The sequence below is a fragment of the Streptomyces sp. NPDC003016 genome (genome assembly GCF_053591455.1).
Map to the genome: position 1 here is coordinate 80,781 of NZ_JBSFTV010000024.1, position 18,687 is coordinate 99,467.

2 protein-coding genes (1 of these 2 cut by a window edge) are annotated in these 18,687 nt (G+C 73.2%); both read right to left on the minus strand.

The window, feature by feature from the left end:
* On the minus strand, nt 1–4,452 hold the start of the coding sequence (locus ACWDZ4_RS21470; protein ID WP_451510008.1) for an amino acid adenylation domain-containing protein. It extends 18,693 nt beyond the left edge of the window; 4,452 of the gene's 23,145 nt are visible here — the first part of the coding sequence; its start codon is at nt 4,450–4,452; its stop codon lies off the left edge, out of view.
* Nucleotides 4,449–18,491, minus strand: coding sequence for an SDR family NAD(P)-dependent oxidoreductase (locus tag ACWDZ4_RS21475; RefSeq protein ID WP_451510032.1), 14,043 nt, complete (start codon nt 18,489–18,491; stop codon nt 4,449–4,451). The genes ACWDZ4_RS21470 and ACWDZ4_RS21475 overlap by 4 nt, the downstream gene beginning before the upstream one ends.
* Nucleotides 18,492–18,687: the final 196 nt, after the last annotated feature.

Genomic DNA, 18,687 nt, shown 5'->3' on the forward strand with positions numbered 1-18,687 from the left:
GACGCCGGTGCGTTCCAGGACCGTCCGGATCAGCCGGCTCTGCCCGTTGACGCTGGGGCTGTAGAAGCCGGTGGCGTCCCCGCCGTCGTTGTTGGTCGCGACACCACGCAGCAGGCCGTAGATGTGGTCGCCGTCGGCGACGGCGTCGGCGGCGCGGCGGATCAGCAGGGCCACGGCTCCCTCACCGCCGACCATGCCGTCGGCATCGGCGTCGAACGCCCTGACGTGGCCGTCGCTGGACAGGTTGAGACCCGGCTGGTGGATGTAGCCGAGGCCGTCGACGCTGTTCGCGGAGGCGGCCGCCACGAGCGCGAAGCCCGACTCCCCCGTCAGCACCGCGCGGGCCGCCAGGGAGAGCGCGGTCAGCGAGGAGGAGCAGTTGGAGTGCACGGACATGCTCGGTCCGCCGAAGCCGAGCTGGTACGAGATCATCGAGGCGACCGTGCCGCTCTGGCTCATGACCCAGGACAGGTACTGGCGGGGGTCGTCGAGCACGGCGGCCGGATTCTCGGCGGTGTCCTCCGGCGCACCGTAGAAGTGGTTGCCGGTGGAGACGTAGACGGCGGTGTCGGGGATGTCGCGGTGGTCGTAGCCCGCGTCCTCGACGGCCTTCCAGGCGTGCAGCAGGAGCTGACGGAACTGCGGGTCCATCAGCTCCACGTGGTTCGGGGAGAGCCGGAAGAACTCTCCGTCGAAGTCCTCCTTGCCGTCGAGGGAGGAGCGCAAGGGGACGTAGGCCGGGTCGCGCAGCACGTGCTCGGGCACACCGGCCTCGCGCAGCTCCTCCTCCGTCCAGCGGCGCACGGCCTCGTCGCCCCGCTTGAGGTTCTCCCAGAACTCCCAGTGGTCGCGGGCTCCCGGGAAGCGGCAGGCGATGCCGACGATCGCCACCGCGTCCTCGGGCACGGACCCGCCACCGGTCCCGGCCTGCGGCTCGGACACGGGCTCGGACACGGGCTCCGGCTCCGGCTCCGGCTCCGGCTCCGGGACACGTACGGCATCCGGCGCGGGGGCCGCGGCCGGCCCGGGGGCGACGGCCCGCACATGCGCCGCGATGCTGCGCACGGTGGCGTACTTGAACAGATCGGCGGCCGCGAACGGCACCCCGAGCCGCCGGCTGATCCGGTCGGCGAGGACGACGGCCGACAGGGAGTTGCCGCCCACCTCGAAGAAGGAGGCGGTGGGGGCGAGGTCCCGTACCTTGAGGACGTCCTGCCAGAGGGCGAGGACCTCCTTCTCGGCGTCGGCCCCGGCATCGGTCCCGGCGGCCTCCGCTGCCCGGGAAACGACGTGCGTCGCGGGAGCCACGGGCGCCGGCGGGGCCGCGGGCGGGGCCAGCGACACCTCCCGCGCCATCAGGTCGTTGCGGTCCACCTTGCCGCTGCCCGTCAGCGGGACGGCGTCGATCGCCACGAAGAAGTCGGGAACCATGTACGCCGGCAGCAGTCCGCGCAGATGCTCCTTGAACGCCCCCGAGGGGTCGCCCGCTGCTCCCGCGCGGCGCGGGACGTAGTACGCGACGAGCTGCTTGGCGCCGTCCTCGCCGCGCGCCACGACCACGCACTGGGCGATGTCCTGATGTCTGCCCAGGTGGTATTCGATGTCGCCCAGTTCGATCCGGTGTCCACGGATCTTCACCTGGAAGTCCAGCCGGCCGAGGTAGTCGATCTCGCCGTCCTCGGTCCAGCGGGCCAGGTCCCCGGTGCGGTAGAGCCTGCCGTCGGGCACGAGGTCGTGGTCGATGAAATTCTCCGCGGTGAGGTCGGGACGGTTCACGTAGCCCCGGGCCACTCCGGTACCGGCGACGCACAGTTCACCGGTCTCCCCGGCCGCCACCGGCCGCAGCCGCTCGTCGAGGATGTGGACCCGGGCGCCCGCGACCGGCCTGCCGATGGTGGTCGGGGCGTCGAAGCGAATGCGTCCGCCCGTGGCGTAGACGGTGGTCTCCGTCGGCCCGTACAGGTTCCACGCCTCACTGCCGGTGTTGCGGAAGTGCTCCTTCAGCGTCCTGGGCAGTGCCTCGCCGCCGCAGAGGATCCGTACGCCCTCGTGATTCCGCCAGCCGGAGTGGAAGAGCATGCTCCAGGTCGCGGGCGTGGCCTGCATGACGGTGGGCCGCACCGTTGCGACGCGCTCCTTGAGGCGCTCGACGTCCTTGATCGTCGGGCTGTCGCAGACATAACAGCGGGCACCGCTGACCAGCGGCAGGAACAGTTCGACCTGTGCCATGTCGAAGCTGATGGTGGTGACGGCGAAGAGGGTGTCCGCCGCGCTCATGCCGGGCTCCCGCCGCATCGAGCGCAGCAGATCGCCGAAGCCCCGGTGGGCGATCATCACTCCCTTGGGACGGCCCGTGCTCCCGGAGGTGTAGATGACGTAGGCGAGGTCGTCCCCGGCCACCTCGGCCCGCACCGGCCCGTCGGCCGGGGCGGCGGCCGCTATCCGCTCCCGCTCCCGCTGTTCGTCGAGCACCAGCAGAGAGGCCGGCACCGCGTCGGCACCGCCGGCGCGCGGGCGGCCGTCGAACAGGTTCCGGGCGCGGTCCTCATGACGCGCCTGGGTGACGACCAAGGCGGTGCCGCTGTCGGTGACGATGTCGGTCAGCCGGGCGACGGGCAGCTCCGGATCGAGGGGCACGAAGGCCGCACCCGCCTTGAGGATCCCGAGCAGCGCGACGACCGTCTCGGCCGACCGGTCGAGCAGGACGGCCACCAGGTCGTTGCGCCGCACACCCCGTTCCACGAGATACGCGGCGAGGGCGTCGCTGCGGCGGCTCAGCGCCCCGTAGGTCAGCACCTCCTCCTGACTGGCGACCGCGACCGCGTCGGGGGTCCGGCGCGCCGCCTCCTCGAAGAGTTCGTGCACGCAGGCCTCGTCGGTCCCGGCCGTGTCCGCGAACCGTTCGCACAGCTCGGCCAGGGGCGTTCCCGGCTCGTCGCACACCGCCGTCAGCACGCGTACGAAACGCTCCGCGAGCTGCTGGACGAAGGGGCGGCTGTAGAGCTCCGGCTGGTACTTCCAGTACAAGGTGAAGGCGTCGCCGCTGCCCCAGACCTCCAGCGAGAGCTCGTACTCCCCCTCCTGGTGGATCTCGTCGACGAGTTCGTACGGCCGGCCGGGGCCGGAGATGCCGTCGAGGACGTCCTGGAAGACGAACGCCGTCTGGAACACCGGGGAGCGGCCGGGAGGCGTGTCCGAAGGGAGTTCCCGGACCAGTGCGGAGAAGGGGTGGCTGTGCAGCATGTCGTCGGCGACGTCGCGCTGCACGGCGGAGACGGTCTCGCCGAACGTGGCCCCGTCCGGGAGCGCGACCCGGACCGGCACCATGTTGATCATCAGTCCCATGGCCCCGGCGAACTCCTCGCCGCCGCGCTCGTTCACCGGCATTCCGACGACCAGCTCACGCCGGGCGGCGGCCTCCCCGGCCGTCCCGAAGACCTCGGCCGCCCCGGAGTCGCGGGAGGGTCCAGAGCCTGCGGCCCGACCGGAGCCTTCGAAGCGGCCGGAGTACGAGGCCAGGGTCGCCGCGTAGGCGGTGAGCATCGCCGTCGAGACGAAGGCGCGCCGGCCGGCGGCCGTTTCCCTGATGCGGGTGACGAGTTCCGCGGGCACCCGGTCGGCATGGGTGTCCCCGGCGAAGCGGTCCGTCAGCGCCGTGTGGGGCCGGCCGGTCGGCAGGTCCAGCACGGGCAGCGGTCCGGCGAGCCGGTCGCGCCAGTACGGGAGGAGCTCCCCGCCGCGCTCGGCCAGGGTCCGCCGCTCCTTGTCCACGAAGTCGTGGAAGCCCGCGCCGGTCCCGGCGTCGAGGTCCGCGGGCGCCACCGGTCCGGCCCCGCTCCGCAGCGCCTCGTACGCCTCGAACAGCGCGGTCATCAGCAGCTTCGCCGAGCTGCCGTCGAAGATGACGTGGTGGACGGTGATCAGCACGATCGACCCGTCCGCCGGGCGGTCGAAGACACGGACCCGGAACAGGCCCTCCCCGTCCGCGGAGGTCCCGTCCATGACGAACGGCCTCTTGCTCTCGCGCCGGACGGCCGCCAGCGCCTCGCCCTCGTCGGCGGCGCCTGTCAGATCGACCCGGGCGAAGTCGGGCTCCCGACCGGGGTCGACCGACTGGCAGGGGGTGTCCCCCTGCCGGTGGATCACCGTGCTGAGCACCGGATGGCGTGCCACCAGCACCCGGCACGCCTCCTGGAAGGCCGGTACGTCCAGGTCGACGACGCGGAAGCACAGCGGCACGTTGTACGCGGCCATGTCCGGGTACGCCCGCTGGAGCGCCCACAGACCGTGCTGCCCCTCGGAGAGCCCGTAGGTGCGCACCCCGGAGCCGGACGGCACGGGCCGCCCCTGCGACGGCTGCTGCCGCAGCTCGCGCAGCAGGTCCCCGACCTCACTGCCGCTGATCCTGCCCGCCCGGTAGTCCGCGATGAGGGCGTTGAGCTCGTGCTTCACTTCTCGTTTCTTCCTGTGTCGAGGAGCGCGATGGCGTCGTCCAGGTGCAGGGCGCCGGTCTCCAGGCGCTCAAGCACCGCCAGGACCTCCGGCTGCGGGCCTTCCGCCCGTTCGGGCCGCTGGGGGCGTGGCTGTTCCTCGGTTCTCGCGGCCACCAGGCGCGACAGTGGCGCACGGCCCCGCGCGGCCAGGTGCGCGGCCAGTTCGGCGACCGTGCCGTGCTCGAACAGGGTGCTGGGCAGGAACCCCGGGTCGACCGTGGCGGCCAGGTCCCTGGTCAGGCCGACGGCCCCCAGCGAGGTCAGCCCCATGGCGATCAGGCCGGTGTGGGCGTCGATCTCGCTGACCGGCCGTCCCAGGCGCGCGGCGACCAGCTGACGCAGGAAGCCCCGCGCCTTCTCCTCGGGCGTGTGGCCGGGGCGTGCCGTGTCCACGGACGGCGCGGGCAGTTCCTCGTCCTCGGGGACGAACCGCCAGTGGACGCCGCCGCCTTCCGGCACACCCGCGGACGCGGACACGCCGTCCGGCACCGCGCTCCGGGCCGGCACGACCGGCACGGGCGCGACGGGCCCCGCGACCCGCGCGCTGTTCGACGGCACACCGTCAGCGAGCGCCCCGCTGCCGCTCACCGGCACGTCGGCCACGGGCACCCCGCTCATCGCCTCGGTGGTCGCGGCGGGCGTCCCCTCGGACGCGCGTCCCTCACCGCGGCGGGGGGTGACCCAGTGCCGCTGCCCGGCGAAGGGATAGGTGGGCAGGTGCAGGCGACGCGGTGACGGCGTGTCGTGCAGGGCGCCCCAGTCGACCGTGTAGCCGCTGAGCCAGAGTTCGGCGATCTTGTCCCACTTGCCCTGGGCCGACCAGCGGCGGACCAGTTCCGCGCGCAGGTCGTCCTCGTCCAGGAGCCGTCCGTCCTGGAGCTGCTCGGCCCCGCGGCCCCGCCACACGTTCCCGGCACCGGTGCCGGCGTCCCAGGCGATGCCGTCGAGGGCGCTCCTCAGCTCGTCGAGACCGTACGCGAGGATCACGGCGCGTTCCGCCAGAGCGACCCGGCCGGTCCGGAGGGTGTGGGCCAGCGCCGCGAGATCCGCTGCCGCTCCTTCCTCCGTCTCCAGGAAGCGCGCCAGCTTGGCGGCGTAGGCACGCAGCCGTTCGCCGTCGGTCGCCGACAGCGGTACGAGTACGGGGGCCGGCCGGCCCCCGCGCGCGTCCCGTGCCGTCGCCCCGGTCACCGGGGGCGCCTCTTCGAGGACGATGTGCGCGTTGGCACCGGTGGCGCCGAAGGCGCTCACCCCGGCCCGGCGCGGCGTACCGGGGCCGCCCGCCGGCCACTCCTCCAGTTCCGTCTGCAGACGGAACGGCGAGTCGTCGAGGTCGAGGTAGGGATTGGTCCGCTCCACCCGCACCAACGGGGTCAGGGTCCGGTGGTGGAGCTGGAGCACCGCCTTGGTCAGCCCGCTGATCCCGGCCGCGGCCTCGGCGTGCCCGATGGCGGACTTGACGGACCCCAGGGAGCAGAAGCGCTTGGCGTCCGTGTACTTCTCGAACGCCCGCCGCAGTGCCTGGATCTCGATCAGGTCACCGATCTCCGTTCCCGTGCCGTGGGCTTCGAGGCAGCCGAGCGAACCCGGGTCGACGCCCGCGCGGTTCAGGCAGTCCTCGATGAGGGCGGCCTGTGCGGCGACGGAGGGCACCCGGATGCCCGGCGTCCGGCCGGAGTGGTTGACGGCGCTGCCCTTGATGACGGCGTAGACCGCGTCACCGTCCGCGAGCGCCGACGCCAGCGGCTTGAGCAGCACCGCCCCGACTCCTTCGGCGGAGACGTAGCCGTCTCCCCCGGCGCCGAACGAGCGGGCCGGTGCCTCGCTCGCGAGCAGTTCCAGCGCGCCGTAGGTCCGGTACTTGCCCGGGTGCAGCGAAAGGTTCACACCGCCCGCGAGGGCCGCCCGGCACTCCCCGCGCCGCAGGCTCTCGACCGCGAGGTGCACGGCGCTGAGCGAGGAGGCGCACACCGTGTCGACGGCCATCGAGGGGCCGCTGAAGTCGCAGAAGTGCGAGACCCGGTTGGCGATGGACGCGGCGTTCAGCGACAGCGGAGCGGGCCCCCGCCCGGTGCGGCCGTCCGGCCGCGCGGCCTCGTGCTGAACCAGCACGTAGTCCTTGTGCATGACGCCGGCGAAGACGCCGACCGCCCGGCGCGGGCCGTCACCACCGGAGGCGGTGAGACCGGCGGGTGTGTACCCGGCGTCCTCGATCGCCTCCCAGCAGACCTCCAGGAACATCCGTTCCTGGGGGTCGAGGAGGACCGCCTCGTCCGCCGGGATCCCGAAGAACTCGGCGTCGAAGCGGTCGACGTCGTCGACGAAGCCGCCCCAGGCTGACATCTTCCGTCCGGACGGCGTGCGCTCCCCCTCGAAGGTGTCGCGCGGCCACCGGCTCTCGGGCACCTCGGTGACGCAGTCCCGCCCGGCCTTGAGGTTCTCCCAGAACTCGGCGACATTCGCCGCCTTCGGGTACCGGCCGGCCATGCCCACGACCGCGATGTCACCCTCGTCGTGCTCGCGCACCGGACCGGTGGGCGGCTCCCCGCCCCCCACGGCCGGCGCGACGGGCGCCACGGAGGACACGGGCGCCACGGACGCCGCCGGTGCGACCGGCTCCGCAGGCCGGGCAGGGCTCGTCGGACCCGGACGGTGGTGGCGTACGAGATGCGCGACCAGTTCGGCCGCCGTCGGGTGCTCGAACAGCAGCGTCGGCGACAGCCTCGTCCCGAGCCGCTCCCCGATCTCCCCCGCCGTCCGCAGGAGGGTGGCGGAGTCCAGGCCGAGGGCGTAGTAACTCGTGTGCATGCCGACCTGGTTCGCCGGAACGCCGAGCTGGGCGGCGAGGACCGAGGTCACCGCGGCGCCGATCCCGTCGGACGGGGGCAGAGCCGCGTCCCGGTCGGCGGACCCGGCCCGGTCCGGCGCGGCGACGGTCCCGGAGACTGATCCGGCCCCCGTGCGGGTCCCGGTGCCCGTTCCGGCTCGGGCGGCGGAACCGGTTCCCGGCCCGTCGTCGCGGCGCGCGGGGTCGATGTGTCCGGCGTCGCGCACCACCTTCGTGGTGAGGTCCGCCAGTTCGCCGATCCTGTGCCCCCCGATGTCGAAGAACTCCATGGTGAAGGTGAGCAGTTCTTCCCGCAGCTCGACCGACTCGCGTCGCACCCGCGTGTAACAGGCGCGGCCCAGCGAGGCGTCGGCCCGGAACGAGGCGTAGTGGAGCGGCAGGAACAGGCGCTGCTCACCGTCCGCCGGGTCACCGCCCGCCTGCGCCTCACCGAGGACCACCGCGCAGGCCGCCACCGCGCTGCCGTCGATCAGGGCGGGGTGGAACAACCGCTCGCCCCGGTCCCGGCTCGCGGCCCGCTCGTCGACGGCGACCCGCAGCCAGATGTCGTCGGCCCCGGTGTACGCGGCGCCGACCGCCTTCATCAGACCGGAATGGACGAGCTCCTGCGCGCGGAAGTCCCTGTAGATCTCCTCGAGGTCGCGCACCCGCCCGTCGGGGTCGCGCAGCGCGGTCCGCACCTCGCCCGGAACGCCGGTCCCGAAGCCCGTGGCCCCGCCCGTCGCCCGGTGCATCCCGGCCGTGACGTACGGCGTCGCCACCGGGCCGGCGCCGGGGCCCTGCGCCGGGGCGTCGGTCACCGTGATGCGCCAGGTGTCCGGGGTCTCGGCGCGCGCCTCGACGCGGATCTCCACGGCACCGTCGGCGTCCACGGCCAGCGGCCGGTAGATGGTCACGTCCCGGAGGGAGAGCTCGCGGTGCGCGAACCCCGTCGTCACCTCCGCGAAACAGCCGTACAGCAGGTCGATCCATGCCAGGCCGGGCAGCAGTCGCCGCCCGTAGACACGGTGGCCGTCCAGGACGGCGTCCCGGGCGTCGATGCGCCGTGTCCACACCATCGGCGAGGCGGCGGCACCGACGCGTTCACCGGTGCGCACGTCGGTCCGGTTGAGCTCCGGGAGCTCGACCGGGCGGCGCCGCACCGGAAGGCGAGGCACGTGGTGTCCCACGACGACGTGACCGTTGGTGCCGCCGTCGGCGAAGCTGCTCAGTGCCGCGTACGGCAGCTCCGTCGCGCCGGCGTGCCGCGGGAAGCCGAGGCGGGCGGGGTCGGGCGTGTAGTGCTCCATGGGCCGGACGCCGGACAGGAACGGCACCATGCGCTGGTGGTGCACCATGAGCGCCACCTTGATGAAGGCGGCGATGCCTTCCGCGCAGAGCGGGTGCCCGATGTTGGGCTTCATCGAGCCGAGACGCAGAGGCCCGGTCCGGTCCTGTCCGTAGACCGCCTCGACGGCCTTGAGTTCGAGGAGGTCGGTCATCTCGGAACCGGAGCCGTTGACGTCGAGGTAGGCGACCTGGTCCGGTCGGCAGCCGGCCTGACGGAGCGCTTCCCGCATGACCTCCTTCTGGGTGGCCAGGTTAGGGGTCGCCGGCCCGGCGGTCCGGCCGTCGTTGTTGATGGCCACGCCTTCGACCACGGCGTACACCGTGTCGCCGTCCCGCTCGGCCTGGGCCAGCGGTTTGAGGACGACGACGCCCGCGCCCTCGCCCAGGACGACGCCGCCGGCCCTGCGGTCGAAGATGTGGAACTCCCCGTCCTCCCGGAGCAGTCCACGGCGGCGGAACAGCTCGTGGGCGGAGGGGTCGGCCAGCAGGCTGACGCCCGCGACCAGGGCCAGGTCGACCGAGCCCGCCGCCAGCGCGTCGGTGGCGACCTTCATCGCCACCAGCGAGGACGAGCAGGCCGTGTCCATGACCATGGCGGGGCCGTGCCAGTTGAAGAACTGGGAGACGTTGGCGGCCAAGTAGTTCTGTCCGACGGCCATGATCGGGTTGCGCGCCTCGCCGACGAGGGCGTCGTCGGCGAGGCCGCGGCTGCGCGCGCCGACGTACACACCCGTACGGGTGCCGTCCAGCTCTCCGAGCCGGTACCCGGCGTGGTGGACGGCCTTGAGGCTCTCCTCCAGCAGCACCAGGGCCTGGGGGTCCATGGCGCGGACGTCCTCGGCGTGCAGCATGAAGTAGCCGGGATCGAAGCCGAACACGTCGTCGATCAGTCCGGCGTGGAAGCCGGTGGGGCGTCCCCAGCGGCTCGTGGGGACCTCACGGACCGCGGAGCGGCCCTGGGAGAGCAGGTCCCAGTAGGCGTCGACACCGGGTGCGCCGGGCAGTCGGCAGGCCATGCCGATGACGGCGACGGCCGCGCCGCGCCCACCGTCGCCCTCGCCTTCGCCCTCGCCCTCGGCGACCGCCACGGCCGCACGGGAAGCCGGTGCGGTCCGGGCAGCGGGTCCGGCCGGGGCGGGTGACTCGGTCCCGGCAGCGGGTCCGGCCGGGGCGGGTGATGCGGCGGGCGACCCGTCCTCCGGGGCGCCGGGCCGCTTCTCGTCCACGCCCTCCGCCGTCTCCTTGTCCGGGCGGGCGTGTTGCGGCTCGTCACCGAACCGCGCGGCGATCTCCGTCGGGTACGTGTTCAGCAGCCACGTCGCGAGTTCGCTCAGGGTCGGGTACTCCAGGAGAACCGACGGGTCGAGCCGGACATCGAGACGCTGCCGGATCTGTTGCAGGACCTGCGCCAGCAGAATGGAGTCGGCGCCGTAGTCCGCGTACGAGGTCTCCGCGTCCAGCAGGCCCGGCTTGAGCTTGAGCTGGCCTTCGAACGTACCGCTGAGGAAGTCGGTGAGCCGCCTCACGAGGGGCCCGTCGGCCGTGGGAGTGGGCGCGGGGACGGCCACCGACGCGGACGCGCTCACCGGTGCCGTCGCCGCGGCGGCGGCCGGCGGCCGGGGTGCGGGGGCGGCCGGCGCCGCCGGGCGCGCGGCCAGCAGTGCGCCCGGGTCGAAGAGCCCGGCGCCGACCCGGACCGGCATGACGACAGGACCGCGGCGCACGGCCAGGATCTCGTCCAGGAACGCCAGGCCCTCGGCGTTCGTGATGCTTAGGAGCCCCGTGTCGGTGTACGCCTGGTTCGTCACCTCGCCGAAGCCGGCCTCCTGCCAACTCGGCCACTGGACGCTGGTGATCGGCAGGTCGGCGGCGTGCGCCCGCGCGAAGTAGTCCATGAAGGCGTTGCCCATCGCGTAGTCGCTCTGGCCCACACCCAGCGTGGGGACGACCCCGGAGACCGACGAGAAGAGCACGGCGAACCTCAGCGACCGCGCGTCGAGGGCGGCCAGCAGGTTCCGGGTGCCCTCGATCTTCGGGGAGACGACGCGGGCGATGTCCGGGACGGGCTTGCGGACGAACGCGGGGTTACGGGTGTCGACCAGCCCGGCGGCGTGGAGGACACCGGTGACACGCCCCAGCGTCGCCTCGATCGTCGCGATGCCCGCGGCCACCTCGTCGGCGCGGTCCAGCGGCAGTGCGAGGACGCGCACCTCGACGCCACGCGCCTCCAGCGCCAGGACGGCGTCGATCTTCTCGCGTACCGAAGGCGGGCAGGCGTCGGCCCACCGGGCACGCGGGGGGAGGGCTTCACGGCCCGTCAGGACCAGTCGGCGCACACCGTAGTGCTCGACCAGATGCCGTGCGCACAGCAGGCCCAGGCCGCGCGTTCCGCCCGTCACGAGGAGGACCTCGTCGTCGGCGAAGACAGGCCGGGCGGTTCGCGCCGCGACCGGCGCGCTCTCTTCGAGCACCGGGGCGTGCCGCACCCCCGCGCGGTAGCAGACCTCGGCCTCACCACTCCCGTCGCCGAGTTCGCGGTGGATGACCGCCGCGAGTTCGGCGTCCTCGCGCACGGCGGGATCCAGGTCGGCGTGGCACGAGGTGAGGCCGCGGTACTCGCTCTGGAGCAACCGGTAGAGCGCGGCACGCGCGGCACCGGCCAAGTCCACCCGCCCACCGTCGGGCCCGGACGCCGGCGCCGGTGCGTGCGCCCGGTCGGGAGCGGACGCGTCCGGTGTCTCCAGGCCCTGGGTCACGTACAGCAGGCGGATGTCCCGGGACGCCTTGGCGTCCAGGGCGCTCTGGAGCAGCGCCAGCGCCCGGCCGGACGGCCGGTGGTCGCTGATCCCGTCGACCGCGTCCGCCCCGGGGGTTCCGTCGCCGCCGGTCCTCACCGCCATGCCGGTGAGGTCGATCCAGGCCGAACACCTGCCGATGCACTGGGCGAGCGCGGTCTCGGCGCCCGGGACGGCCTCCAGCAGTGTCGCGTCGTCGAACAGGGCCGAAAGAGCTTCGGCGAGACGACGGGTGGACCGGTCGTGCAGGACGACGACGGCGGTGTGCCGCGTCCGTGCCGTACCCGACGGGGCCGGCCGCCACTGCTTGGTCAGGAACAGGGCCGCGCGGGCCGGGGGTTCGAGCCCGGCCGAGGGACCCGCGTCGGCAGCGGCGTCGGTCGTGCGCACGGTCGCGGTCGTGCGCACGGGCACGGGCCGGGTGTCGCTCGCGGAATCGGCCCGGGTCTCCGGCCCGGCCTCGGTCGCCTGTGCCGTCTCCGGTATCCAGTGCCGTTCACGGGCGAACGGGTAGGTCGGCGCACTGATCATGCGGGGGGCGGGGGTGGTGCGGGGGTGCAGTCGCTGCCAGTCGGGCGCCGCGCCGCGCACCCACAGTCCGAGGAGCTCGGCCGTCTTGCCGCGTTGCGCCAGCTTGTCGAGGCTCTCCGCGAGCTCTTCGGCGGGGATGAACGAGAGGGCCTGCCTGTCCCGCTTGGCGTTGCCCCGGTACAGGCCTTCGACGCTGTCCTCGCCCGCCAGGTACCGCTCCAGCTTCCCGGCGAGCGCCGCGAACGAGTCGGCGATCACGCCGAGCCGCTCGTCCATCGCCTCGCGCCCCGCCTGCAGGGTGTGGGCCAGGTCCGCCGGGGTGGTCCTCGGGGAGGCGGCCGCGTCCGCCTCGCGGGCGAAGCGCAGCAGTTCGACCGCGTACGCCCGCAGCCGCTCCTCGTTCTTGGCGGAGAGCGGGAAGAGCAGCGGTGTCCGCGTCGGCGTCGACGGTGCGGGACGCAGGTCCACGTGTTCGGCCACCACCAGGTGCGCGTTCGAGCCGCCGGCGCCGAACGAGGAGATGCCGGCGATCCTCGGGTGGGTACGGCCGTCGACGACCGGGCGCTCCCAGTCGCGCAGTTCCTGGTTGACGACGAACGGGGTACGGGTGAAGTCGATGTCGGGGTTCAGCGTCGCGGAGTGCAGCGACGGCGCGATCCGGCCGTGCTGGAGCTGGAGCAGCACCTTGGTGAGCCCCGCGATCCCGGCGGCGCTCTCGCAGTGTCCGATGTTGGACTTCGCGGAACCGAGGTAGCAGTACTGGCTGTCGCCGCCGGCGGCGGTGGCGGGCGCGCCAGGGGCGGATGCGGTCCTGAACGCCTGGCTCAGTCCGGTGATCTCGATGGGGTCGCCGAGCTTGGTTCCGGTGCCGTGCGCCTCGACGTAGCTGACGGCCCTCGGGTCGACCCCGGCCTCGCGCAGCGCACCGTGGATCGCGGCCTGCTGCGCGCGCGGGTTCGGCACCGTGTAACCGTTGGTGCGGCCGCCGTGCGACAGGGCGCTGCCCTTGATGACACCGTAGATGTGGTCGCCGTCGCGTTCGGCGTCGTGCAGCGGCTTCAGCAGGACGACACCGACACCCTCACCGGGGATGTAGCCGTCCCCGCCGACTCCGAAGCTCTCGCAGTGCCCCTTGCCGGAGATGAACTGCCCGGTGCTCAGGGCCAGGTACTTGTTCGGGTGGACCGTCACGTTCACCCCGCCCGCGAAGGCCATTTTGGTGCGGCCCCGGCGGAGGTCCCGGCAGGCCAGCTCCACCGCGGTGAGCGAGCTGGAACACATGGTGTCCACGGTCATGCTGGGGCCGTGCAGGTTCATCACGAAGGAGACGCGGTTCGCGACGCTGGCGTAACTGCTGCCGATCGCGTTCGGGTTGCCGCGGATGGCGTCCCCGCCGGGGAACAACAGCTGGTACTGCCCCCACATCACTCCGGCGTACACGCCGACCTGGCCGTCGCCGGCCTCCCCGCCGGTGTGCCGCAGCCGCTCCCGGGTGTAGCCGGCGTCCTCCATCGCCGTCCAGGCATGCTCCAGGAACAACCGCTCCTGGGGGTCGAGGTAGTCCGCCTCGTGCGGCGATATGTTGAAGAACAGCGGGTCGAACCGGTCGACCTCGGCGATGAACCCGCCCCACCTGCTGTAGTGGCGGCCGGGCCGCGCGCGGTCCTCGGAGTAGTACGCGCGCCAGTCCCAGCGGTCCGCCGGGACCTCGACGACACAGTCGCGTCCGTCCCGCAGGTTCTGCCAGTACTCCCGCAGGTCGCGCGATTGGGGATAGCGGCCGGACAGACCGATGACCGCGATGTCCAGCGCCGCGGGCTGCGGCGTCCCGGCGCCGTGGGCGACCTCCCGAACGGCGTCGGCGGAGGGCACGGCGGCGGACGGCACGGGGGCGGACGGCACGGGGGCGGACGGCACGGCGGTTTCGGCGGCGGGCAGAGCGGCCGGTGCCCCGGTCCGGGCGAACAGCGTGTCCAGGGTGGCTCGGTGGCCGGCCCTGAAGTAGGCGCCCAGCTCGGCGAGGGTGTGGTACTCGAAGAGAAGCGTCTTGGACAGTGAGCCGAACGTCGTCTCCAGTCCGGCCGTCAGCTCGGTCGCCAGGATCGAGTCCATGCCGTACGAACCGAGCGGCTCGTCCTGGTCCAGCTCGGCGAGCGGCAGCTGGGTGATGCGCGACAGTTCCTCCTTGAGGAAGCGCACCGTACGCGCTTCGAGCGCACGGTCGTTCCCGGCAGCGTCCACACCGTCGGCCCCGCCCGCGCCGACGGCACCGGACCCGGTGGTCGCTGCGGGAGCGCCGGAGGCGGTGGACGCGCCGGCGGCCGGCGTGGCGGGCAGGTGAGCGGCCGGCCCGTCCGGTCGGCTGCGCTCCTCGTCCCCGTTCAGAAGGGCCTGGAGGCGCGCCTCCTCCCCCGCTCCTACGACCACATGGGTCTCACCACTGATCAGCGCACGGTGGAAGGCCGCGACACCGGCCTCGGTCGTCATGGGCAGCAGTCCGCTGCGCACCCGCAGCGCCCGGCGGGTGGCCTCGTCGGCCCCCATCCCTCCGCTGTGCCACAGCGGCCATCCGATGGCCACCGTACGACCGCTGCGCCGGCCCGCGTCGACCAGTGCGCCACGCCGGCGCGCGAACTCGTCGAGGAAGGCGTTGGCCACGGCGTAGTCCCCCTGCCCGACGTTTCCGGTCGCGCCCATGATGGACGAGAACAGTACGAAGAAGTCCAGGTCGGCGTCCTTGGTCGCCTCGTCGAGATGGCGGCAGCCGTCGAGCTTAGGCGCCAGGACACGGCGGAACTCCGCCACCGGTTTCTTCGTCAGGAAGTTGTCCTGGATCACGCCCGCGGCGTGGATCACGCCGTGCAGCGCACCGTGGCGTCGCACCAGTTCGACGACGAGTCTCCCGGTGGCCGGACCGTCGGCCGCGTCAAGGACGTGGTACTCCGCCTCGGCGCCCTCGGCGCGCAGTGCGGCCAGCACGGCGTCCTTCTCCGGGCTCAGCGGGGACCGGCCGGTCAGGCAGATCACAGCGCCCTTCGCCCGCCGGGCGATCTCCTCGGCGAAGACCGGCCCCAGGCCGCCCGCGCCACCGGTGATGAGGTACACACCGCCGGCCCGCCACCGCACCGGCCGGGGCGTCACCGGGCCCTCGGCCCCGGTGTCCGCGGAAGCACCGGCCTCGGGGAGGGGCTCCCAGTCGAGGACGGTACGGCGGGCACCCTCGGCATGGCTGATCCGGTGGTCCTCGGACGAGCGGGCGTCCTCCTCCAGCTTCGCGACCAGGTACGGGGCCGGGGAGTCGGCGGGTACCGCGATGACCTGCCCGACCAGGGCGGGGTTCTCCAGTCGCGCCGTCCTGAGCAGGCCGGACAGCGCCTGGTACGTCGCTCCCTCACCGTGCGAGGGCGTCAGCACCTGAAGGAGCACGGGGCCCGCGGGCCTGCCGAGCAGAAGGCCCTTGACGGTGCGGAGCAGCTCGACGGCCCACTGCGCGACCGTGGCCCGGAGGGCGGCGGCGGGCTCGTTCTCCTCGGGCGGTTCCACGAACGACAGGTGCGGTGCCAGGGCGCGCAGTTCACCCAGCCGGTCCTCGAAACCGCAGGCGAGGACCAGCCGCGCGGTGTGGTCGAAGGCCGCGTCCGGGGCCGACGGGCTCGTGACGGCGGGCTGTTCGCGCCATACGGGCCGGAACAGCGTCACCTCTCCTGTGGCGGCCGTCCCGGCCGGTTCCGTGTTCTTCCGCATGGAGTAGCCCCGCAGTGACGCGAAGATCCTTCCCTGTTCGTCGCAGAGGTCGAGGTCCCGCCGCCGCACCTGGCTCGACGCACCCGGGACCTCACGTATCCAGACGTATGCGGATACCGGCGTGGCCGCGAACACGTCGAGGCGGTCCAGGGCGAAGGGCAGGGGTGCGCGCCAGGGCCCTGCTGCGGCGTGGAGCTCCGGTGCGAACGCCGCCTGCAGCGCGCCGTCGAGCACGCTGGGGTGCAGTACGTAGTCCTCCAGGGTGGGGACGGCGTCCGCGGGCAGGGTGAGGAGGGCCAGCAGCTCCCCTTCTCCCAGGTGTACCGACCGTACGGCGCGGTGGGTGCCGCCGTAATCGAGCCCTGCGGCGCGCAACTCCGCGTAGTAGTCGTCGGCTTCGAGGACCGCCGCGCGCATGCGGGACTTCAGTTCCTCGACCGGGAGCGGAGCCGGCGGGGTGACGCGCCGGCGCGACCCGACGCCTCGCGAGTGCACCACGTGCGCTCCCTCGGAGAGAGGACCGGTACGGATCGTGTACGACACCCGGTCTGCCGCGCCGGCCTCGGTCCCCGGACCGTCCCCTGCGGTACCCGAGCCGCCCGTCAGGACGGTGTGGACCGTCCGCTCCTCGTCCCGTACGACGACGGGCCGGGCCCACACCACGTTCTCCAGGCACAGGGCGAAGGCCCCGTCCGCGGTCGCCGGCAGCGTACGGTCGAGGGCCTCGCGTGCCATCTCCAGGTACGCGACGGCCGGCAGCACCGGCTCGCCGCCCACGCGGTGGTCACGCAGGAAGGGGTCCCGCGGGGTGAACGTCGAAACGAAGGCGGCCGCCTCCGTGCCGCCCGCCGCGGCTTCGCGCTGGAGCAGCGGGTGCCGCCGCTCGCGCTTCGGCGCTTCCACGGCCGCGGCGCGGTCGAGCCAGTAACGTTTCTTCGCGAAGGCGTGGGTGGGCAGCGGGACGCGCCGTGGGCGATCGGCGCCCCGGTGGAGCGCTTCCCAGTCGACCTTCGCGCCCCGCACCCACGCGGCCAGCACCTCGCCGGGCGAGCGGCCCGAGCCCACAGAACCCACAGAGCTCTCAGAGCCCTCGGAGCCGATGACCGGGGTCGTCGCGCCGCTCCTCTTCGCGCGTCCCCGAAGGACGGCGGGCGGGAGCGCGTCACCCGACACGAAGGCTCCCAGAAGGCTTTCGAGCGAAGCGACATCCGTCGGCAGCAGACCGAGACGCTCGCTCAGGGCCTCGCGGCCCACCTGCGTCGTGTAAGCGAGGTCCCTGAGACCGGCGTCGGTCGGCCGTTCGCACCGCAGATGAGCGAGCAGGAGTTCCGCCTGGCGTACGAGCTGCGGCTCGGTCTCCGCCGACAGCACGACCACGGACGGAATGCGTTCGGCCGAGGCCGGTTCACCGTGCCCGGCCGCCTCCTCACGGGCGGGAGCGGGAGCGGGGACGGGGGCCTGTGCGACGATCACATGGGCGTTGCTGCCGCCCGAGCCGAAGCTGCTGACCCCGGCGAGGCGGGCGGGGCGGCCGTCGAGTTCCCAGTCCGCGAGCCGTTGCGCAACGGAGAACGGCGTGCCCTCCAGGGTGATCTTCGGATTGAGCCGCGAGAAGTGGAGCGAGGCGGGAAGCTTCCGATGCCGCATCGACAGCACGATCTTCATCAGTCCGGTGATGCCCGCGGCGGCTTCCAGGTGCCCCAGGTTCGTCTTCACCGATCCGATGGCGCATGGTGCCCCGCTCCCCTCGAAGGCCCGGGCGAGCCCCTGGACCTCGATGGGATCGCCGAGCGCCGTGCCGGTGCCGTGCGCTTCGACATAGCTGATGTCGGAGGCGGCCACCCCCGCGTCGGCGAGTGCCGTCCGGACCAGGCTCGCCTGCATGGACGCACTGGGTACGGTCAGGCCACCCGCCTGGCCACCGTGGTTGGTGGCGCTGCCCTTGATGACGGCGTGCACATGGTCGCCGTCGTCGAGCGCCGCCGCCAGCGGCTTCAGCAGCAGGACGGCGCCGCCCTCGGAGCGCACATAGCCGTTCGCCGACTCGTCGAAGGTCTTGCACAGGCCGTCGGGCGACAGCATGCCCGCCTGGTGGTAGGCGATGCTGTTGGCCGGGTGGCACAGGAGGTTGACGCCACCGACCAGGGCCGTGGTGCACTCCCCCGCACGCAGGGCGCGCACCGCCGAGTGCACGGCCACCAGGGAGCTGGAGCACGCGGTGTCCAGCTGGACGCTCGGGCCGCGCAGGTCGTAGAAGTACGAGACGCGGTTGGCGATGATCGCCATGGAGGTCGCCAGCGCGCTGTGCGCCCGTACGGGGAGCCGGTCCGTGTCCGTGGTCCGCTGGTAGTCCGATCCGCTGGCACCGACGAAGACGCCCATCGGCGCGCCCGCGACCGCGCTCGCCGGATATCCGGCGTTCTCCAGGCACGCCCAGGCCAGTTCCAGCATCCAGCGCTGCTGCGGGTCCATGCGCTGCGCTTCGTAGGGCGTGATGCGGAAGAGGGGGGCCTCGAAGGATCCCGCGTCGGCGACGAACCCGCCGCGGTCGATCCCGGGGTGGGTGTCGGGGCCGACCCCTTCGGGCCACTGCCAGCGTCCGTCAGGCAGCGTCCCGACCGCGCAGCGCTCTTCTTCGAGGAGCTGCCACAGCGCGGTGGGGTCCTCGATGCCACCGGGCAGCCGGCAGGCCATACCGACGATCGCGATGTCGCGGCCATCGTGCTGCCCCACGACCGCGGGACGAGCCACGGCCTCGTCCCGGTCGGTGTCTTCACCCCCGGCCGTGCGCCCGCCCCGGTCGGCGGACCCGGCGCGGGCGGCGGGTCCGGCAAGGGGACGGGGCCCCGCGGGTCCCCCGGGCTCCTCGGGCCCGGTGACCGGCCCGGTTCGGATCGGCCGCGGGATGTCCGGCGTGTGGCTCGGTCCCTCTCCCCTGAGGCCGTCG